17 protein-coding genes and 1 tRNA gene are annotated in these 20,014 nt (G+C 73.0%); 12 read left to right on the plus strand and 6 right to left on the minus strand.

Translation table 11 applies throughout. The features are described from left to right. Window positions 1–114 precede the first annotated feature (114 nt). Window positions 115–1,077 (minus strand): acyl-CoA desaturase, encoded by a 963-nt coding sequence (locus tag ACIA8O_RS24170; protein WP_396296016.1) that lies wholly within the window; start codon window positions 1,075–1,077, stop codon window positions 115–117. A 202-nt stretch (window positions 1,078–1,279) separates the two neighbouring features. On the opposite strand from ACIA8O_RS24170, the gene ACIA8O_RS24175 reads away from it, so the two are divergent. From ACIA8O_RS24175 to ACIA8O_RS24200, 6 genes are all read left to right on the plus strand, one after another. Further along, window positions 1,280–1,350 (plus strand) — tRNA-Gln (locus ACIA8O_RS24175). 153 nt (window positions 1,351–1,503) lie between these two features. Further along, window positions 1,504–2,955, plus strand: coding sequence for a bifunctional UDP-N-acetylglucosamine diphosphorylase/glucosamine-1-phosphate N-acetyltransferase GlmU (gene glmU, locus ACIA8O_RS24180; RefSeq protein ID WP_396296017.1), 1,452 nt, complete (start codon window positions 1,504–1,506; stop codon window positions 2,953–2,955). A 213-nt stretch (window positions 2,956–3,168) separates the two neighbouring features. Further along, a complete protein-coding gene (locus ACIA8O_RS24185) occupies window positions 3,169–4,149 on the plus strand; it encodes a ribose-phosphate diphosphokinase (RefSeq protein WP_396296018.1) in 981 nt (326 codons plus the stop codon). A gap of 274 nt (window positions 4,150–4,423) precedes the next feature. Further along, window positions 4,424–5,008 (plus strand): 50S ribosomal protein L25/general stress protein Ctc, encoded by a 585-nt coding sequence (locus ACIA8O_RS24190; protein WP_396296019.1) that lies wholly within the window; start codon window positions 4,424–4,426, stop codon window positions 5,006–5,008. Between the two features lie 103 nt (window positions 5,009–5,111). Further along, the gene (gene pth, locus ACIA8O_RS24195; RefSeq protein WP_396296020.1) at window positions 5,112–5,687 is read left to right on the plus strand and encodes an aminoacyl-tRNA hydrolase; all 576 of its coding nucleotides are present in this window, start codon (window positions 5,112–5,114) and stop codon (window positions 5,685–5,687) included. A 164-nt stretch (window positions 5,688–5,851) separates the two neighbouring features. Next, window positions 5,852–6,109: a hypothetical protein gene (locus ACIA8O_RS24200; protein ID WP_396296021.1), complete on the plus strand. Its 258-nt coding sequence runs from the start codon at window positions 5,852–5,854 to the stop codon at window positions 6,107–6,109. Window positions 6,110–6,175: 66 nt separating this feature from the next. On the opposite strand, the gene ppc is transcribed toward ACIA8O_RS24200, so the two are convergent. After that, the gene (ppc, locus tag ACIA8O_RS24205; protein ID WP_396296022.1) at window positions 6,176–8,971 is read right to left on the minus strand and encodes a phosphoenolpyruvate carboxylase; all 2,796 of its coding nucleotides are present in this window, start codon (window positions 8,969–8,971) and stop codon (window positions 6,176–6,178) included. A gap of 306 nt (window positions 8,972–9,277) precedes the next feature. Between ppc and ACIA8O_RS24210 the strand changes: the two genes are divergently transcribed. Further along, window positions 9,278–10,546 (plus strand): sensor histidine kinase, encoded by a 1,269-nt coding sequence (locus tag ACIA8O_RS24210; RefSeq protein ID WP_396296023.1) that lies wholly within the window; start codon window positions 9,278–9,280, stop codon window positions 10,544–10,546. On the opposite strand, the gene ACIA8O_RS24215 is transcribed toward ACIA8O_RS24210, so the two are convergent. The 3 genes from ACIA8O_RS24215 to ACIA8O_RS24225 all read right to left on the minus strand — a co-directional run bounded on the left by ACIA8O_RS24215 (window position 10,511) and on the right by ACIA8O_RS24225 (window position 12,616). Beyond that, window positions 10,511–11,533: an acyltransferase family protein gene (locus ACIA8O_RS24215; protein ID WP_396296024.1), complete on the minus strand. Its 1,023-nt coding sequence runs from the start codon at window positions 11,531–11,533 to the stop codon at window positions 10,511–10,513. The two genes, ACIA8O_RS24210 and ACIA8O_RS24215, sit on opposite strands and share 36 nt — an antisense overlap. Window positions 11,534–11,636: 103 nt before the next feature. After that, window positions 11,637–12,140: an SUKH-3 domain-containing protein gene (locus ACIA8O_RS24220; RefSeq protein WP_396296151.1), complete on the minus strand. Its 504-nt coding sequence runs from the start codon at window positions 12,138–12,140 to the stop codon at window positions 11,637–11,639. A 20-nt stretch (window positions 12,141–12,160) separates the two neighbouring features. Next, window positions 12,161–12,616, minus strand: a complete 456-nt coding sequence (locus ACIA8O_RS24225; RefSeq protein WP_396296025.1) for a YwqJ-related putative deaminase — start codon at window positions 12,614–12,616, stop codon at window positions 12,161–12,163. A gap of 275 nt (window positions 12,617–12,891) precedes the next feature. Between ACIA8O_RS24225 and ACIA8O_RS24230 the strand changes: the two genes are divergently transcribed. The 5 genes from ACIA8O_RS24230 (at window position 12,892) to ACIA8O_RS24250 (ending at window position 18,917) form a co-directional block, all read left to right on the plus strand. After that, on the plus strand, window positions 12,892–14,064 hold the full coding sequence (locus ACIA8O_RS24230) for a Gfo/Idh/MocA family protein (RefSeq protein ID WP_396296026.1): 1,173 nt from the start codon (window positions 12,892–12,894) through the stop codon (window positions 14,062–14,064). Beyond that, window positions 14,061–15,041, plus strand: a complete 981-nt coding sequence (locus ACIA8O_RS24235; protein ID WP_396296027.1) for an NAD-dependent epimerase/dehydratase family protein — start codon at window positions 14,061–14,063, stop codon at window positions 15,039–15,041. Before ACIA8O_RS24230 ends, ACIA8O_RS24235 begins: the two co-directional genes overlap by 4 nt. Window positions 15,042–15,184: 143 nt before the next feature. Further along, the gene (locus tag ACIA8O_RS24240; RefSeq protein ID WP_396296028.1) at window positions 15,185–16,315 is read left to right on the plus strand and encodes a DegT/DnrJ/EryC1/StrS family aminotransferase; all 1,131 of its coding nucleotides are present in this window, start codon (window positions 15,185–15,187) and stop codon (window positions 16,313–16,315) included. Further along, the gene (locus ACIA8O_RS24245) at window positions 16,312–17,826 is read left to right on the plus strand and encodes an MBL fold metallo-hydrolase (protein ID WP_396296029.1); all 1,515 of its coding nucleotides are present in this window, start codon (window positions 16,312–16,314) and stop codon (window positions 17,824–17,826) included. Before ACIA8O_RS24240 ends, ACIA8O_RS24245 begins: the two co-directional genes overlap by 4 nt. Further along, window positions 17,823–18,917 carry a DegT/DnrJ/EryC1/StrS family aminotransferase gene (locus tag ACIA8O_RS24250; RefSeq protein ID WP_396296030.1) on the plus strand — a complete coding sequence of 365 codons (1,095 nt, stop codon included), beginning with the start codon at window positions 17,823–17,825 and terminating at the stop codon, window positions 18,915–18,917. The genes ACIA8O_RS24245 and ACIA8O_RS24250 overlap by 4 nt, the downstream gene beginning before the upstream one ends. Window positions 18,918–19,067: 150 nt before the next feature. Here ACIA8O_RS24250 and ACIA8O_RS24255 read toward each other — a convergent pair whose 3' ends face one another. After that, window positions 19,068–19,958: a sigma-70 family RNA polymerase sigma factor gene (locus tag ACIA8O_RS24255; RefSeq protein ID WP_396296031.1), complete on the minus strand. Its 891-nt coding sequence runs from the start codon at window positions 19,956–19,958 to the stop codon at window positions 19,068–19,070. Window positions 19,959–20,014: the final 56 nt, after the last annotated feature.

Below are 20,014 nucleotides of genomic sequence, written 5' to 3' on the forward strand. Positions count from 1 at the left end.
CGGCCCGGGCGCGCGCGGCGGGCGCGCCCGCGGCGGCCTCCGCTCGGTCGGTCCGGTCGGCTGCGCTGTCTCCGTTGCTCCCGTTCACCCTTACATCATGCTGTAGACGTCGGGTCATGCGGTGCGGCGGGCGGCGATCCGGGCCTCGTCGGGCCAACGGACGTCCCGCGCCCAGCCGAGCTGCTCGAACCAGCGGATCAGCCGGGCGGAGGAGTCCACCTGGCCGCGGAGCACCCCGTGCCGGGCCGAGGTCGGGTCGGCGTGGTGCAGGTTGTGCCAGGACTCGCCGCAGGAGAGCACGGCCAGCCACCAGACGTTCCCGGAGCGGTCCCGGGACTTGAACGGGCGCTCGCCGACCGCGTGGCAGATCGAGTTGATCGACCAGGTCACGTGGTGCAGCAGCGCCACCCGGACCAACGAGCCCCAGAAGAAGGCGGTCAGCGCGCCCTGCCAGCTCATCGAGACCAGGCCGCCGATCACCGGCGGGATCAGCATCGAGATCAGCGTCCAGAGCCAGAACAGCCGGGAGATCGCCCTTATCACCGGGTCGTTGACCAGGTCCGGGGCGTACTTCAGCTGCGGGGTCTGCTCCTCGTCGAAGAGCCAGCCCATGTGGGCCCACCAGAGGCCCTTCATCAGCGCGGGCACCGACTCGCCGTAGCGCCAGGGCGAGTGCGGGTCCCCCTCCTTGTCACTGAACCGGTGGTGCTTGCGGTGGTCGGCCACCCAGCGCACCAGCGGGCCCTCGATGGCCAGGCTGCCGGCGATCGCCATCGCCACCACCAGCGGCCGCTTGGCCTTGAACGAGCCGTGCGTGAAGTAGCGGTGGAAGCCGACCGTGATGCCGTGGCAGGCCACGAAGTACATCACCGTCATGATCGCCAGGTCGGTCCAGCCGAGGCCCCAGCCCCAGGCCACCGGAACGGCGGCCAGCAGGGCCAGGAACGGCACGCCGATGAAGAGGCCGAGCGTGATCCGCTCGGCGAGACCCTGCTGCTCACCACCCCGGGTGGCGGACAGCTGGGTGGCGGCGACTGCGGCTGCCCCCGGGGGCGCTTCGCTGGCCTGGATCGTCATGAGGGTCCTCGAGGGAAGGGGCTACCTACGTAGCCGTAACCTACGGCATCGTAAGTACTGCCGCCCCGGATGGGAAGACGTGTCGCGGGCGGCCCGCGGGCGGCCCGCAGGCGGCTCGGGGGCCGCGAAGGTGGTGGATGTGCGGCGCCGCACCCCGTAGGCTGTGGACCGCGCGTCGGGACACCGGCGCGGTGCGCGCCCTTCCCGGATCGTCTAAGGGCAGGACAGCTGGTTTTGGTCCAGCTTATGGGGGTTCGAATCCTCCTCCGGGAGCCGTTCAGTCAGCCTCCGGCCGGTGCCCCGGCCGGAGGCTGACGGGTTTTCAGCCAGGATGTCCCGATAGTCTCTGAGCAGCCCGGGTGCGGCCGTGCGGAGTGCCGACCCAGGGGCACCAACCCCTCCCTGTCGACCCGAGGAGCCTCCCGCGTGAGTGCCAACACCCCTGCAGCCGTGATCGTGCTCGCCGCCGGCGGCGGGACGCGGATGAAGTCCAGGAAGCTGCCCAAGGTGCTGCACCCGATCTGCGGCCGGACCCTGGTCGGCCACGCGGTCGCCGCCGCCCAGGAGTTGACGCCCCGGCAGCTGGTCGTGGTGGTCGGCCACCAGCGCGAGCTGGTCCAGGCCCACCTGGCCGAGCAGTACCCCGGCGTCTCCACCGCCGTGCAGCTGGAGCAGAACGGCACCGGCCATGCCGTCCGCACCGCGCTGGCCGAGCTGGCCGCCCGCGGCGAGCGCCCCGAGGGCACCGTGGTGATCACCACCGGCGACGCCCCGCTGCTCACCGGCGCCACCCTGGCCGCCCTGGCCGCCGCCCACGCGGAGCAGGGCAACGCGGCCACCGTGCTCACCGCCGAGGTCCCCGACTCCACCGGCTACGGCCGCATCCTGCGGGACGCCTCCGACGCGGTGGCGGCCATCGTCGAGGAGAAGGACGCCACCGACGCCCAGCGGGCCGTGAAGGAGATCAACTCCGGGGTGTTCGCCTTCGACGCCGAGCTGCTCGGCGAGGCCCTGGCCAAGGTCACCACCGACAACTCCCAGGGCGAGGAGTACCTCACCGACACCCTGGAGATCCTCCGCACGGCCGGCCACCGGGTCGGCGCGGTGGTCGCCGCCGACCACCGCGACGTGCTCGGCATCAACGACCGGGTCCAGCTGGCCGAGGCCCGCCGGATCCTGAACGCCCGTCTGGTCGAGCGCGCGATGCGCGAAGGGGTCACCGTGGTCGACCCGGCCACCACCTGGTTCGACGTCCAGGTGACGTACGAGCCCGACGCGGTGGTGCTGCCCGGTACCCAGCTGTACGGGACCACCCACCTGGGCGAGGGCTGCGAGGTCGGCCCGAACTCCACCCTGACCGACACCACCGTCGGCGCCGGCGCCACCGTGAGCAACACCACGTCCGTCGGGGCCGAGATCGGCGAGCTGGCCCAGGTCGGCCCGTACGCGTACCTGCGCCCCGGCGCCAAGCTGGCCCGCAAGGCCAAGGCCGGCACCTACGTGGAGATCAAGAACTCCGAGCTGGGCGAGGGCGCCAAGGTGCCGCACCTCTCCTACATCGGGGACGCCACCATCGGCGCCCACAGCAACATCGGTGCGGCGTCCGTCACGGTCAACTACGACGGCGTCAACAAGCACCGGACCACCATCGGGGCCCACTGCCGCACGGGATCCGACAACATGTTCATCGCCCCGGTGACGGTCGGTGACGGCGCCTACACCGCCGCCGGCTCCGTCATCACCAACGACGTGCCCCCCGGCGCACTCGGCGTCTCCCGCGCCCAGCAGCGCAACATCGCGGGCTGGGTGGCCCGCAAGCGCCCGGGCACCGACTCGGCCCGGGCCGCCGCCGAGGCCACCGGGACGCAGGAGTCCTGAGGGACCCGAACGGCCCACCGGGGATCTTGAAGGGTGGTCCCGGGGCGGACGCTTCCCGGGCCAGCGCGTAACCTGGAGTACATACGTGCGCCACTGGGCTCCCTGGCCCGTGTTCTGGGCGTACCCCCATCCACTCGTCGACCACCGCGCCCGGGCCTGCGCCCGGGTGCGGTGCGGCGAGGCCATGCGGCAGCAACGCGAGGAGACGGTTCAGTGAGCGGGATCACGACGTCGGGTGAGAAGAAGCTCAAGCTCTTCTCCGGCCGTGCCCACACCCAGCTGGCGGAGGAGGTGGCCCGGGAGCTCGGCACCGACCTGGTCCCCACCAAGGCCCTCGACTTCGCCAACGGCGAGATCTACGTCCGCTTCCTGGATTCCGCCCGGGGGGCGGACTGCTTCGTGATGCAGAGCCACACGGCTCCGATCAACCAGTGGATCATGGAGCAGCTGATCATGATCGACGCGCTGAAGCGGGCCTCGGCCCGCTCCATCACGGCGATCCTCCCGTTCTACGGCTACGCCCGCCAGGACAAGAAGCACCTCGGCCGCGAGCCCATCTCGGCCCGCCTGATCGCCGACCTGCTGCGCACCGCCGGCGCCGACCGCCTGATGGCGGTGGACCTGCACACCGCGCAGATCCAGGGCTTCTTCGACGGCCCGGTGGACCACCTGTTCGCCCTGCCGATGCTGGCCGACTACGTCGGCGAGCGGGTCACCGACCGCTCCAAGCTGACCATCGTCTCCCCGGACGCCGGCCGCGTGAAGGTCGCCGACCAGTGGTGCGACCGCCTCGGCGCCCCGCTGGCCGTCATCCACAAGCGCCGCGACCTGACCCAGGCCAACACCATCCTGTCGGCCCAGGTCGTCGGTGACGTCAAGGGCCGGGTCTGCGTCCTGGTCGACGACATGATCGACACCGCCGGCACCATCTGCGCCGCCGCCGACGCCCTGTTCGACAACGGCGCCGCCGACGTCATCGTGGCCGCCACCCACGGCGTGCTCTCCGGCCCGGCCGCGGACCGCCTGAAGAACTCCCGGGTGAGCGAGTTCGTCTTCACCAACACCCTGCCCACCCCGCAGGAGCTCCAGATGGACAAGGTGACCACCCTCTCCATCGCCCCCTCGATCGCCGCCGCGATCAAGGAGGTCTTCGAGGACGGTTCGGTCACCAGCCTGTTCGAGGGTGTCCACTGATCCCGGAGAAACGTCCCTGCTGACGCACCGTCAGCGACAATCGGCCCCCCGTTGTTCACAGCGGGGGGCCGATTTCACGGTTGACGAGCTTCCCGGTTAGACTCGTGAGACTGCTCGGCGAGGGATGCTGTGCGCCCAAACGGTGCCGCGTCCGTGATCGACGCGCTGGCCTCACGGCCCGTCGTCTGCCGCCGAGCGGAACCCCCAGCGTATTTGTGGGTGTGGCTTCGGCGGTTTTCGCTTGTCTGCACCCGGACCTTCACGAGGAGCAGACGTGTCCGAGATCCGCCTTGCCGCCGAGTCCCGCACCGAGTTCGGCAAGGGTGCCGCCCGTCGCGCCCGCCGCGCCGGCTTCGTCCCCGGTGTCGTCTACGGCCACGGCCACGCCCCGGTTCACCTGAACCTGCCCGGCCACGACCTGATGATGGCCCTCAAGACCCCGAACGCCCTGCTGGTCGTCCCGATCGACGGCAAGGACGAGTACGTCCTGCCGAAGGCCGTCCAGCGCGAGGCCATCAAGCGCTCCATCGAGCACGTCGACCTGCTCCTGGTGAAGCGCGGCGAGAAGGTCACCGTCGAGGTGCCGGTGCACACCGAGGGTGAGCTGGCCGCCGGTGGCAACCTGCTCGAGCACGTCCTGAACGCCCTGCCGGTCGAGGCCGAGGCCACCCACCTGCCCGAGGCCGTCACCGTCTCGGTCGAGGGCCTGGAGGCCGGCGCCTCCGTCCTGGCCAAGGACATCACCCTGCCGGCCGGTGTCGCGCTCGCCGTCGACGCCGACGCCGTCGTGCTGCAGGTCATCGGCGCCCAGGCCGCCGAGCCGGCCGCCGACGAGGCCGCCGAGGGCACCGAGGCCTGAGCCTCTCCCCGCACCTGACCGCTGCCCCGGTCGCTCCGTTCGGAGCGGCCGGGGCAGCGGTGCGTCCGGGATGATGGCCGAAGCGAATCAGGAGGAGCGGTACATGGACGACTACGACGGTCCCTGGCTGGTCGTGGGCCTCGGCAACCCGGGGGAGCAGTACGCCCGGAACCGGCACAACATCGGCTTCATGGTGGCCGACCTGCTGGCCGGGCGGATGGGCGCCAAGTTCAAGGCGCACAAGAGCCGGGCGCAGACCGCCGAGGGGCGGATCGGCGGCAGGCGGGTGGTGCTGGCCAAGCCGATGACCTTCATGAACCTCTCCGGCGGGCCGGTCACCGCGCTGCGGGACTTCTACAAGGTGCCCACCGGGGCGGTCGTGGCGGTCCACGACGAGCTGGACATCGACTACGCGGCCCTGCGGCTCAAGCTGGGCGGCGGCGACAACGGGCACAACGGCCTGAAGTCCATCACCAAGTCGCTCGGCCCGGACTACCACCGGGTCCGCTGCGGCATCGGCCGCCCGCCGGGCCGGATGGAGGTGGCGGACTTCGTGCTCAAGGACTTCTCGTCCACCGAGCGCAAGGAGCTGGACTGGTTCGTGGACCGCTCCGCCGACGCGGTGGAGGCGCTGCTGACGGAGGGTCTGGAGCGGGCCCAGTCCACGTACAACTCCTGACGGTCCGTCAAGAAGCGGGCCTGGTTTGCGCAACGGTCGTACAACGCTTGCTTGATCGTTCCGAAAACGGTGTGGGAACGACCCGTCCGATCCGATAGCGTCGACCCGTGCACAGGGTTGAGGGGTCGGTACAGGGGGTAAGGCACGTGGTTCGGTCGAAGCGGGTGCGGGTCGGTCGAGTGGTCGGCGGGACGGCACTGCTGGTCACCGCGCTGAGCGCGCCGGTGGCGCAGGCGGCCGAGCCGACGGGGGGGCCGGTGGCGACGCCCGAGCCCGCCGCGGCCCAGTTCCCCGGGCCGAACGACGTCGACCTGGAGGGCGGCTCCGGGCTGTACGCGGTCGGCGGTGGCCTGGTGGTCGCGGCCGGCGGTGCGGCGATGTGGCTGCGGCGACGCCGGGCGGGACAGCCGACCGTCCACTGATCGTGGAACAGCGGAGGGGCGGCCTGGGAGAGGACTCCCGGGCCGCCCCTCGTGCGTGACCCGCCGTCAGCCGGTGTTGCGCAGGCCGGCGGCGATGCCGTTGACGGTCAGCAGCAGCGCGCGGGCCCGCAGCGGGTCCTCGTCGCGGCCCTGGGCGACCAGCTCGCGCTGGCGGCGGAGCAGGGCGACCTGGAGGTAGGAGATCGGGTCGAGGTAGGCGTCGCGGACCTGGAAGGTCTGCTTCAACACCTCGTTGTGCTCCAGGAGTTCGGACTCGCCGGTGAGGCGGAGCACCTCGCGCAGGGTGAGCTCGTGCTCGGCCACGATCTGGTCGAAGACGTGGTGCAGCTCGGCCGGGACCAGCTGCTCGACGTAGTGGCGGGCGATCCGCAGGTCGGTCTTGGCCAGCGTCATGGCGACGTTGGACAGGAAGTTGCGGAAGAAGTGCCACTGGCCGTGCATCTCGTCCAGCACGTCGCCCAGGCCCGCCTCGCGGGCGGCGGCCAGGCCGGAGCCGACGCCGTACCAGCCGGGCACGATCTGCCGGGACTGGGTCCAGCCGAAGACCCACGGGATGGCCCGCAGGCCGTCCAGGCCGGCGCCGGAGTCGGGGCGGCGGGACGGGCGGGAGCCCAGGTGGAGCGAGGCCAGCTGGTCGACCGGGGTGGCGGCGAAGAAGTACTTCGGCAGGTCCTCCTGCTCGACCAGCTTGCGGTACGCGGTGTGCGCGGCCTCGGAGACCTGGTCCATCGCGGCGTCCCAGCGGGCCAGCTCCTCGGGGGCCTGGCGCGGGGAGGTGTGCAGCGCGGAGGCGGCCAGGGTGGCCGAGATGGTGAGCTCCAGGTTCTCCCGGGCGAGGGAGGGGAGCAGGTACTTGTCGGAGATGACCTCGCCCTGCTCGGTCACCTTGATCTCGCCCTCCAGGGTGCCCCAGGGCTGGGCCAGGATGGCCTCGTGCGAGGGGCCGCCGCCGCGGCCGACGGTGCCGCCGCGGCCGTGGAACAGGCGCAGCCGGATGCCGTAGCGGTGGGCGACGTCGCGCAGCCGGCGCTGGGCGCGGTGGATCTCCCACTGGGAGGTGGTGATGCCGCCGAACTTGGAGGAGTCCGAGTACCCGAGCATGACCTCCTGGACGTCGCCGCGCAGCGACACCAGCAGGCGGTAGGAGGGGTCGGAGAGCATCTCGTCGAGGATGCGGTCGGCCTGCTGGAGCTCGTCGGTGGTCTCCAGCAGCGGCACGATGCCGATCTTGGCGATCCCGGCGTGCAGGTCGATCAGACCGGCCTCGCGGGCCAGCACGGTGGCCGCGAAGACGTCGTCGGCGCCCTGGCACATGGAGATGATGTAGCTCTCCACGATCTCGTCGCCGAAGCGCTCGAAGCCCTCGCGGATGGTGCTGAAGACGCCCAGGGTCTTGGTGCCGGCCGGGTCCAGCGGGGCCGGGGTGGGGGCCAGCGGGCGGCGGGAGCGGAGCTCCTTGGCGAGCAGCTTCTGGCGGTACTCGCGCGGCATGTCGGAGTAGCGCCAGGCCTCCTCGCCGAGCCGGTCGAAGAGCTGGCCGAGGGCGTGGTGGTGGGCCTCGGCGTGCTCGCGGACGTCCATGGTGGCGAGCTGCAGGCCGAAGGCCTCGACGGTGCGGATGGCGCGGGCCAGGCGGCCGTCGGCGATCAGGCCGCCGCGGTGGGCGCGCAGCGAGTCCTGGATCAGCTTGAGGTCGGCGACCAGCTCGCGGGTGCCGAGGTAGTCGCGGCCGGGGATGTGCGGGGTGCCGGCGGCCAGCCGCTCGCGGGTGTTCTCCAGCTTGAGCCGGACGCAGGTGGCCTTGAGCCGGTAGGGCTCCTCGGCGTTCATCCGCTTGTACCGGGGGCTGAGCTCGGGGAGCACCCGCAGGTCGGCGTCGAGCGAGGCGAGCAGCTCCTCCGAGGCGCCGGCCAGCCGGACCGAGGTGGAGAGCGAGCTGCGCAGGTCGTCGACGGCGTGCAGGGCGTCCTTGATGCCGTACTCGTGCTGGAGGTTGAGCACGTCCCAGGTGACGGCCGGGGTGACGTTCGGGTTGCCGTCGCGGTCGCCGCCGATCCAGGTGCCGAAGGTCAGCGGGCGGACGCCCTCGGGGAGGGTGAGGCCGACCCGGGCCAGCTCCTCGTGCAGCTCCTCCAGCACCTCGGGGACGGCCTCGCGGTAGAGCTCGTCCAGGTAGTAGACGGCGTTGCGGGCCTCGTCGGTGGGCTCGGGGCGGGCGATCCGGAGCTCGTCGGTCTGCCAGAGCAGGTCGATCACCTCGGCGAGGCGGCGGTCGGCCTGGCGCTTGGCCGAGGTGTGCCGGGCCGGGTCGGTGGCGGCGAGGCCGGAGGCGACGTGCTCGCGGTGGATGCGCTCCAGCAGCTCGCCGATCCGGCGCAGCTTGTTGAGCACCGAGCGGCGGGCGGCCTCGGTCGGGTGCGCGGTGAAGACCGGGCGGACCGCGAGGTTGGCCAGGGTGTCTTCCAGGTGCTTGGGGTCCGCCTCGGCCAGCTGGTCGGCGGTCTGCGCCAGCAGCGAGCCCTCCTTGGCCCGGCGGGCGGCGAACTCGCGGCCGCGGTGCACCTGCTCGGTGACGTTGGCGAGGTGGAAGTAGGTGGAGAAGGCCCGGACCAGCTTGGCGGCGGTCTCCAGGTCGATCCCGGAGAGCAGCTCGGCGGTGGACTCGCCGTCGGTGCGGCTGAGCAGGCGCACCTGCTCGACCAGCCCGAGCAGCTCGGGGCCCTCCTGGCGGACCAGGGTCTCGCCCAGCAGGTCGCCGAGGCGGCGGATGTCCGCGCGCAGGGCGGCGTTGTCGGCGATCGGATTCGGGTTCTCCGCCGAGGTGGGGACCGGAGCGGTCACGGCTGGCTCCCTGTGGTGGTGGGGTTCGGCAACGGCTCGCGCGGACCTCGCTGTCCGACGCGACCAGCATAGGTGGCACCCGGTGCCGTCTCACCCGGGTAACCGAATGTCGGACACTCGGGGGTGGCCGGGCACGGGTGTCCCGGGCTGGTCCGGGTCGGTCTCCTGAGGGGATGGTCGGCCCCGCACGTGCCCCGACCGTACGGAGCGTGGCCGACCTTGTCAGGTCGCCCCGCTGACGGACCGTCCGGTGATCGGCCGTTACTCGGGTGCTCGGCGCCGAGGCGCTGCCATAGGCTGAGCGGCATGAGCAACTCGCCGGACGGGGGCGGGCCGGGCCGATCACTCTGGTGGTGGGAGCGGCGCCGCAGCGTGGTGCTGGATGTCGGGCTGGCCGCCTTGGCCGCCCTGGAGTGTGCCGCCGGGGCCTACGCCACGGCGGTGCAGAAGTTCGACTGGTCCACACCACTGGCGGTGGCCAGTGCGGTGGTGGGCGCGCTCTGCGGGGCCTCGCTGGTGGTGCGGCGGCGCTGGCCGGCCGTGCCGGTGGTGCTGGCGCTGCTGTTCGTGCCCGGGTCCTTCGGCGTGGTGCTGTTGGTGGTGTCGCTGTACACCCTGGCGGCCACCTGGGAGTGGCCGTCCAGACGGGGGCGGGTGATCTCGCTGTCCGCGCTGGCCTTCGCGGAGACCGTCGCGGTGGTGCTGTTCGGGATGTTCGAGCCGGTGCCGCCGGACGAGACGACCCCGCCGGTCTGGGTGCTGGTGCTGATCGCGGTGCTGGTCTCGGTCGGCGTGACGGTGCCGCCGGTGGTGACCGGCCTCTACCTGGGGGCGCGGCGGCGGCTGGTGGAGAGCCTCAAGGACCGGGCGCAGGGCCTGGAGACCGAGCTCGGCCTGCTGGCCGAGCAGGCGCAGGAGCGGGCCCGCCGGGCCCGGCTGGAGGAGCGCACCCGGATCGCCCGGGAGATGCACGACGTGGTGGCGCACCGGGTCTCCTTGATGGTGGTGCACGCGGGGGCGCTGGAGCGGATCGTCGCCAAGGACCCGGAGAAGGCGCAGCAGAGCGCCAAGCTGATGGGCGAGGTCGGGCGGCAGGCGCTGAACGAGCTGCGCGAGATCCTCGGGGTGCTGCGGATGTCCGAGGAGCGGGCGATGTCGGTGGACGACCTCTCCGGGCTGCCGGGGCTGGTCGAGCAGTCGGAGGCGGCCGGGATGCTGGTCACCCTGACGGTGAGCGGCAGCCGGCTGCCGTACACCACCGAGGCGGAGCAGACCGCGTACCGGGTGGTGCAGGAGGGGCTGACCAACGCGCACAAGCACGCCGGGGGAGCCCGGGTCACCGTGCTGCTGGCGTACGTGCCCAACGGGGTGCGGGTCGCGGTGCTGAACGAGTGCCCGGGCGGGGCGGCCAAGCGGGCCGGGCTGCCGAGCGGGGGCAACGGGCTGGTGGGGATGGAGGAGCGGGTGCTGGCGCTGGGCGGCACCTTCGCGGCCGGGCCGGAGCCGGACGGCGGCTTCCGGGTCGAGGCGGTGCTCCCGTCACGCCTCGCGGTGCAGGACACCAGGCTGGCGTAGCAGCCGCTCCACCGGCGGCTGCACCAGCGGGCGCAGCAGCCGGACGCTGGGCGGCAGGGCGAGCAGGACGGCGAGGCCGAGCGCGAAGGCGCCGTACAGCGGCAGCGCCGTCCAGGCGTGCCGCAGCACCCGGGCGTGGTAGACCCCGCTCGCCTGGAGCGCCTTCAGCGGCAGGCCGTGCAGCAGGTAGACGTAGAGCGAGGCGGCGCCCAGCGAGGTCCAGCGCAGCCGCCCGGCCGGGAGCACGGCCAGGAAGGAGGCGGCGGCCAGCAGCGAGAGCAGGCCGAGGGCGATCCTGACGGTCAGCCAGACCGGGTAGCCGACCCCGAGCTGGGCGGCCGTCCCGGTGTACTCCAGCCAGCCCGCGTCCAGCAGGTAGGGGTGCGCCGCCCAGACCGCGGCGAAGGTGAGCAGCAGGCCGAACGGGGCCAGCCGGCGGACGGCCAGGCGGCGCAGCAGCTCGAAGTGGCGGGGCCGCAGCACCAGGCCGAGCACGAACCAGGGCAGGAAGCCCAGGGTGCGCCCGAGCGCCAGCTCGGCCGGGAAGGCGTGCAGCGCGCCGGAGCCGAGCGCGATCAGCACCGCCACCGGCAGCGGGTGGCGCAGCGCCGTCCAGAGCGGCACGCTCAGCCGCCAGAGCAGCAGTGAGAGCAGGAACCAGGTGAGCCAGCGCGGCTCCAGCAGCGGGATCGGCCCGAGCTTCCGCTCCAGGACCATGCCGACCACGTTGTAGAGCACCTGGAAGACCAGGTACGGCACCACCAGTTGGGCGATCAGCCGGGCGCCGTCCACCTGCGGCCGGCCGGGCCTCGGCTGCGCGAAGTAGCCGCACAGGGTGATGAAGACCGGCATGGCGAAGGCGGCGACGGTGAGCACCACGGCGCCGACCACCCGGTCGGCGGCCAGCAGCGGCATCCAGGTGTGGGCGCAGACCACCAGCGCGACCGCCGCGAACTTGGCGTTGTCGAAGAGTGGTTGACGTTCCACCGGGCCCCCTGGTGCAGATGTGTGGGGAAAGTGTGGGGGCTGGGGAGCGCCGGTGGGAAGGGAATGCCCGAAGTGGCACGTGCCGCCGGACGGTGCCGGAGGGTCAGGGGAGCAGGCGCTCGGGCCGCAGGCCGAGCACCAGGGTGTTCACCGCCTGGTCCACCGAGCGGCCCAGGTACCACTCGCCGGCGTGGTCCAGGCTGTAGACCCGGCCGTCCTCGTCCAGCGCCAGCAGGGCCTGCCCGTACGCCTCCTCGCCCAGCGGGGCGACCCGGCGGCCGAGTGCCCGGCCCAGGTCGGCCAGGGTGCGCGGCTGGTGCAGCCCGCGGCGCGGGTCGAGCAGGAAGGGGGTGCGGGCGATCTCCCGGCCGGCCCCGGAGAGGTCGAAGGCCAGGCCGCCGAACTCGGCCCAGGCCTCGATCGCGGCCGGGAAGACGGAGTGCTGCACACCCTGGGGGTCGCCGTGCGCGACCAGCGCGTCGGCCCACTCCTCGGCCTGCCGGATCTGCCAGCGGCCGGGGTGCCAACCGGCCTGCTTGAGCTCGGCGGCCACGTCGGCGGGGAAGCGGGGCTGGGTGCGGAGGGCGGAGTTCAGTGCGGGCTCCAGACTGACGGGACGTGGGGGACTCAGGGGGCGGCCGGGCCGACGGCCACGCTGGCCACCTGGAAGTGGGCCAGCAGCGGCTCGCAGGACCGGCAGGGCGGCGCGTGCGTGCCGTGCGCCGGATCGCCCTCCTCGCGGATCCGGACGGTGGTCAGCCGGGATCCCTTGAGCGCCTTGCGGGCGTCGTGCAGGCCGAGCGGCTTGCGGGAGGCCCGCTTGGAGCGGGTGGTGTCCACCTCGGTCAGGTACCGGGAGAGCAGCACCGCCTCCGGGCAGCGCCCGAGGAAGCGCTCGCGCTGGTCCATCGGCAGCCCGGCCAGGAACTCCCCGACCAGCGGGTGCAGTTCGGGCAGGCCGTCCGGCTTGTGCCCGGCCAGGGTGTGTACGGTGCCGTTCTTCAGCGAGAGCGCGGCGGCCACCGCGGGCAGCAGGCTGTCCCGGTGGTGGCGCAGCGTCGGGGCCTGCTCGGACTGCTCCATGACTGCTCCTCACCTGGCCGTCCGCCCCTCGGCGGGTGGTGCCCCGGTGCACCACACTAGGCACCAAGCCTGCCAAATGCCGCCGACACGGCAGACGCCGGGGGGTGCGCGCCCCGCCACGCTTCACCATTCCCACACGGTTTCCCGATTCGCCCCACGGACGCCGATGGCAGCCGCTAGCGTTCCGCAGCAGGGCCGGGCCGCCGTCCGCCGGGGGTATCGGTGCGCGGCCACGACGAGTGCCCTCTTCACTGTCGGGCAAGGGGGGTCTTGCGATGACGAACGCAGCAGGCCAGGAAGCGCACGAGGCGCCGGGCGAGCACGTGGAGACGCCGGGCGTGCCCGGGCCGCGGGCCGCCGAACGGATCGGCATGGCCGTGGTCGGCGCCGGCTACTGGGGGCCGAACCTGGTCCGCAACGCGCAGCAGACCGCCGCCCTGCGGCTGCACTGGCTGTGCGACCTGGACGAGGCCCGGTCCCGCCGGGTGCTGGGCGAGTACAGCACGGTGCGGCCCACCACCTCCTTCGACGAGGTGCTGGCGGACGAGCGGGTGCGGGCGGTGGCCATCGCCACCCCGGCCGCCGGCCACTACAAGCTGGTGCGCGCCGCGCTGGAGGCCGGCAAGCACGTGCTGGTGGAGAAGCCGATCACCACCTCGGTCGAGGAGGCCGCCGAGCTCTGCGAACTGGCCGAGCAGCGCGGCCTGGTGCTGATGACCGATCACACCTTCTGCTACACCCCGGTGGTGCGCCGGATCCGCGAGCTGGTGCACGGCGGCGAGATCGGCGACGTGCAGTTCTTCGACTCGGTGCGGATCAACCTCGGGCTGGTCCAGCCGGACGTGGACGTGCTCTGGGACCTCGCCCCGCACGACCTCTCCATCCTCGACTTCGTGCTGCCCCCGGGCGTCGAGCCGGTGGGCGTCAGCGCCCAGGGCGCCGACCCGATCGGGGCCGGCCGGGCCTGCGTGGCGTACCTGACGGTCCGTCTGTCCAATGGCGCGCTGGCGCACTGCCACGTCAACTGGCTCTCCCCGACCAAGGTCCGCACCACCATGATCGGCGGCTCCCGCCGCACCCTGGTCTGGGACGACCTCAACCCGCAGGCCCGCCTGGCCGTGCACGACCGCGGCGTGGACCTCACCCCGCCGGACGAGCTCACCGACGCCATCCGCCACCAGGCCCTGATCTCCTACCGGGTCGGCGAGATGGTCGCCCCCGCGCTGGTCGAGCAGGAGGCGCTGCGCAACGTGATGGCCGAGTTCGCCGCCGCCATCACCGAGGGCCGGGCCCCGCTCACCGACGGCCGCTCCGGCCTGCGGGTCCTCAAGCTGCTGCACGCCGCCTCGCGCAGCCTGGAACTCGGCGGCGCCACCGTGCCGGTGAACGCCGACGACTCCTCCGACGTAGAACTGATCACCGCACAGGAGAGGGCCACCGCCCGATGAACGCCGTACCGATCGAGGGTTCCCGCTGCCTGGTCACCGGAGGTGCCGGCACCATCGGCTCCACCGTGGTCGACCAGCTGATCGCCGCCGGGGCCCGCGAGGTCGTGGTGCTGGACAACTTCGTCCGCGGCCGGATGGCCAACCTGGCGGACGCCGAGGCCGCCGCCGCCCCGGGCCAACTGCGGGTGGTGGACGGCGACATCCGGGACCGGGCGCTGCTGCGGGAGCTGCTGGGCAGCGACACCGACCTGCTGTTCCACCTGGCCGCGATCCGGATCACCCAGTGCGCGACCGAGCCGCGGCTGGCGCTGGAGATCATGGTGGACGGGACCTTCGACGTGGTCGAGGCCGCGGCCGAGTGCGGCGTGAAGAAGGTCATCGCCTCGTCCACCGCCTCGGTGTACGGCCTGGCGGACGTCTTCCCGACGCCGGAGACCCAGCACCCCTACAACAACGACACCCTGTACGGGGCGGCCAAGGTCTTCAACGAGGGCCTGCTGCGGTCCTTCCACGCCATGTACGGGCTGGACTACGTCGCGCTCCGCTACTTCAACGTGTACGGCCCCCGGATGGACGTCCACGGCAAGTACACCGAGGTCTTCATCCGCTGGATGGAGCGGATCACCGCCGGGCAGCCCCCGCTGATCTTCGGCGACGGCGCCCAGACCATGGACTTCGTCTACACCGAGGACATCGCCCGGGCCAACCTGCTGGCCGCCGCCGCGCCGGTGACGGACCGGGTGTACAACATCGCCTCGGCGAGCGAGGTCTCGCTGCGCGGGCTGGCCGACGCCCTGCTGTCGGCGATGGACTCCGAGCTGGACGTCGAGCACGGGCCCGCGCGGGAGACCGCGGGCGGCGTGACGCGGCGGCTGGCGGACATCTCGGCCGCCGAGCGGGACCTGGGCTGGAAGCCGGAGCTGGGCCTGGAGGACGGACTCCGCAAGCTCGTCGGCTGGTGGCAATCGGCCAAGTGACCGGGGGCGCGAGGAACTGCGCGCCCAGCCATCCACTCGCCGTCAGATCGCGGCACTTGCAACTGAACCACTTCGAAGCGACCGAACGGCGCGTTGCCTACCGCTGCGCGCAGTTCCTCGCGCCCCTGAGGGAGCGATCTCCGTTGTCCAGCATTCCCGTGATGATCCCCTGGCTCGGTGAAGAAGAAGCCCTGGCCGCCGCCGAGGCGGTGCGTTCCGGTTGGGTGGCCCAAGGGCCGCGGGTGGCGGAGTTCGAGCGGGCGTTCGCCGAGTACCTCGGCGTGCCGCACGCGATCGCCGTCTCGTCCTGCACGACCGCCCTCCAACTCGCGCTGATCGGTGCCGGGGTGGGCCCGGGGGACGAGGTGGTGGTGCCGTCCTTCTCGTTCATCGCGACCGCCAACGCCGTCACCTACCTGGGTGCCGTCCCGGTCTTCGCCGATGTGGAGCTCTCCAGCGGGAACCTCACCCCGGGGACGGTGGAGCCGCTGCTCACCGACCGCACCAAGGCCGTGATCGTGGTCGACCAGGGCGGCGTCCCGGTGGACCTGCCCGCGGTCGAGGCGCTGGTCGCGGGCCGCGGCATCACCGTCGTCGAGGACGCCGCCTGCGGCGCCGGGTCGCTGCTGAACGGCCGTCCGGTGGGCAGCGGAGCGGCCATCGCGGCGTACTCCTTCCACCCGCGCAAGCTGCTGACCACCGGCGAGGGCGGCATGGTCACCTGCCAGGACGGCGAACTCGCCGCCCGGCTGCGGCGGTTGCGCGAGCACGGGATGAGCGTCTCGGCCGCCGACCGGCACGCCGCCAGCGGCGGGGCCAGCGTGGTGGAGACGTACGACGAGGTCGGCTACAACTTCCGGATGACCGACATCCAGGCCGCGATCGGCCTGGTGCAGCTCGGCAAGCTGCCGGCGATGGTCGCCCGCCGTCGGGAACTGGCGGCGCGTTACCGCGAGCTGCTCGGCCCGCTGGGCGAGCGCCTGGTGGCCGACCCGCCGCACGGCAGCTCCAACTTCCAGGCCTGCTGGCTGCTGCTCCCCGAGGACGCCCCGGACCGCACCGAGGTGCTGGCCCGGCTGGCGGAGAAGGGGATCTCGGCCCGGCGCGGGATCATGGCGGCCCACCTGGAGCTGCCGTACAAGGGGGCGTCCCGGGTGGAGCTGCCCACCACCGAGCTGCTGACCGGCCGTTCGCTGATCCTGCCGCTCTACCACTCGCTGACGGAGGAGCAGCAGGACACCGTCGTCGCGGCCCTGCGGGAGATCGTCGGGTGACGGTGATCAGGCACCTCGGCCACGCGGGCTTCGTGGTCGAGCACGCCGGGCTGCGGATCCTGATCGACCCGTGGTTCCACCCGGCGTTCCTGGACGCCTGGTTCCCGTACCCCGACAATCGGCCGCTGCTGCCCGAGGTCGTCGGCGGCCGGTACGACTACCTGTACGTCTCGCACACCCACGAGGACCACTTCGACGAGCGGCTGCTGGGGCAGCTCTCCCGCGAGGTCACGGTGCTGGTGCCCCGGTACCGCTCGCAGTCGCTGCGGCGCCGGCTGGCCCGGATGGGGTTCGGGCAGCAGGTGCTGCTCGGGCACCGGGAGTCGCACCGGCTGGGGCCGGACGCGGTGGCCACCGTGTACCTGGACACCAGTCACAAGGAGGACAGCGGCCTGCTGCTGGACCTCGGCGGGTACCGCTTCCTGGACCTGAACGACTGCAACACCCCGCTGTCCGAACTGCCCTCCGGCATCGACCTGTTGGCGGCCCAGTACTCGGGCGCCATGTGGTACCCGAACGCCTACCGCTACCCGCCCGGGGAGATGGCCCGCAAGACCGCGGCCGTCCGGGCGGACCTGCTGGACACCCTGGTCCGCAAGGTCCGGCTGACCGGCGCCCGGGCCTACCTGCCCTCCGCCGGCCCGGCCTGCTTCCTCGACCCGGAACTGGACCGGTTCAACGACCGGGCCGCCACCATCTTCCCGCACTGGGAGGACGTGGCCGGGGAGTTCGCCGCGGCCTGCCCGGAGGTCGAGGTGGTCCGCACCGCCCCCGGCGACACCGTGGACGCCCCCTCGGCGCCCGGGAGCTGGGCCACCGACCAGCCCGGGTACCTGGCCGCCTACCGGGAGCGCCGCCGGGACGAGTGGGAGGCCTACCACCGCGGCCCGGAACCGGAGATCGGTACCGCCGAGGTGGCCGGACACTTCGACCGGCTCCAGCGGCTCAACCGCCCGCTGCTGGACGGCTACCGGCAGGGCCTGCGGCTGGAGGCCGACGGCGCCGCCTGGGGCGTCGGCCTCGGCGAACTCGCCGAACGGGTCGAGCTGGAGGACGAACCGGTCGACCCCGGCTACACCATCCGGGTCCCGCCCCGGGCGCTGCGGGCCGTCCTGGACGGCCGGGCCGGCTGGGAGGAGGCGCTGCTCTCCATGCGGCTCACCCTGCACCGCGACCCGGACGTCTTCGACCTCACCCTGCTCAGCCTGCTCCGCTACGGCCACCAGCCCGCCCAGACCCGGCAGTTGGTCCGGGAACGGAAGGGCGCCGGTGACGCCGTGGTCGAGCGGGACGGGCTGCGCTTCCAGCGCTACTGCCCGCACGCCGGGGAGGACCTGGCGCACGCCGAGGTCGCCGACGGCGTGATCGAGTGCCCCCGCCACCACTGGAGGTGGGACGCCCGCACCGGCCGCTGCCTCTCCGGCGGCACCCTCCCGCTGCGCGTCGAACCCGCCGCCGCGACTCCTGACGAACCCCTGCTCGAACCGACCCTGGAAGGGCCAGTCCGATGAACCCGATCCCGCTCGTGGACCTGCAAGCCGCCCACGCCGAGGTAGCCGAGGAGGTCCGGGAGGGCATCGACCGGGTGCTCGCCTCCGGGGCCTACGTGAAGGGCCCGGACGTGGCCGCCTTCGAGGCCGAGTACGCGGCCTACTCCGGCGTCGGCCACGCGATCGGCACCGCGAACGGCACCGACGCCATCGAGATCGCCCTGCGCGCCCTCGAACTCCCGCCCGGTGCCCGGGTGGTGATCCCCGCCAACACCTTCGTGGCCAGCGTCGAGGCGGTGGTCCGGGCCGGCCTGCGGCCGGTCCTGGTCGACGCCGACCCCGAGCACCTGCTGATCGACCCGGAACGGGCGGCGGCGGTCGAGGCCGAGGCCTACCTGCCGGTCCACCTGAACGGCCAGCTGGCCCCGGTGGAGCACGTCCTGGAGATCGCCGACGGCCGCCCGGTGGTCGAGGACGGCGCCCAGTCCCAGGGCGCCACCCGGCACGGCCGGGTCTCCGGCTCCTGGGGCGTGCTCGCCGCCACCAGCTTCTACCCCGGCAAGAACCTCGGCGCCTACGGCGACGCCGGTGCCGTGGTCACCGACTCGGCGGAACTCGCCGCCGCGGTGCGGGAGATCGGGGACCACGGGTCCAGCCGCAAGTACGTCCACGAGCGGTTCGGCTTCACCTCGCGGCTGGACACCGTCCAGGCGGTGGTGCTGCGGGCCAAGCTGCGGCGGCTCCCGGCGTGGAACGAGGCCCGGCGCGCGGCGGCCGCCCGCTACGACGCGCTGCTCGGCGAGCTGGCGGGGGTGACGCTGCCCCTGACCATGCCCGGCAACGAGCACGTCTGGCACCTGTACGCCGTCCGGATCGACGGCGGACGCCGCGACGAGGTCCTCGCGGCCCTCAACGCCGCCGGCATCGGCGCGGGCATCCACTACCCCGTCCCGGTCCACCTCCAGCCCGCCTTCCACCACCTCGGCCACCCCGAGGGCACCTTCCCGGTCGCCGAACGGGCCGCCCGCGAACTCCTCAGCCTCCCGCTGCACCCCCACCTGACCGAGTACCAGCAGACCTACGTGGCCGAGACCCTGGCCAAGGCCCTCTAGGGAACGAGGTGATGCCTCCGGGGGCGCGGGGAACTGCGCGCTTCGGGAGGCGGCCCACCTGCAACTGAGGCTCCGTCAGCCGGTTGCAGGTGCTGCCGTTCCCCCGCGCGCAGTTCCTCGCGCCCCTGCGGGGCGCACCTACGCCGCCCCCTACTCGGGCAGCCGGATCTCCAGGCCCGCGAGGACGGCCGGGTCGGCGATGACCTCGATGCCGTCGACGGTGCCGTCCGCCGCGAAGGCGAACCGCAGGACGACGGTGAGGCGGCCGAAGGGGGCCATCACCAGGCCGAGCGCGCCGTCCACCAGGGCGACCTCGGTCGCGGCGGCGCGGGCCATCGCGGCCATCGCGCCCTGCGCCACCGGCAGGGCCCCGGAGACGGTGACCGGTTCGGGGGTGGGGATGACCATGCGGTCGGCCCGGAGCACCACGTCCGGGTGGAGGAGGGCGAGCAGGGCGTCGAAGTCCCCGCCCCGGGTGGCGGCCAGGAAGGCGTCGACCACCTGCCGGCGCCGGCTCAGGTCCGGGTCGGGTGCGGGCGAGGCGCCCCGGACGCGGCGGCGGGCCCGGCTGGCCAGCTGCCGCACCGCCGCCGGTGTCTTCTCCAGCATCGGCGCGATCTCGTCGAACGGGACCGCGAACATGTCGTGCAGCACGAAGGCCAGCCGCTCCGCCGGCGTGAGCGCGTCGAGCACCACCAGCAGCGCCAGGCCGACCGAGTCGGCGAGCAGCGCCTCCTCCTCCGGGTCGGCGCCGGAGCCGCGTTCCAGTGCCCGGTCGGGGCCTTCGGGTCCGTGCTCCAGCGGGTCCTCGCGCCGGGTCCGCCGGGTGCGCAGCAGGTTGAGGCAGACCCGGCCGACCACGGTGGTCAGCCAGGCGGGGAGGTTCTGCACCTCGGAGACGTCGGCGGAGGCGGCCCGCAGCCAGGCCTCCTGGAGTGCGTCGTCGGCCTCGCTCAGCGAGCCGAGCATCCGGTAGGCGACCGCGCGCAGGTGCTCGCGTTCCTCCTCGAAGCACCGTACGAGGTCCAGTTCTCGGTCCATGGGTGTCGCGTCCCCCCGTTCGCTCATGGGCGTGTGGTCGCCGCGAACCTACCGGG

Origin of the sequence: Kitasatospora sp. NPDC051853, assembly GCF_044452665.1 — a bacterium.
Taxonomy (GTDB): Bacteria; Actinomycetota; Actinomycetes; order Streptomycetales; family Streptomycetaceae; genus Kitasatospora.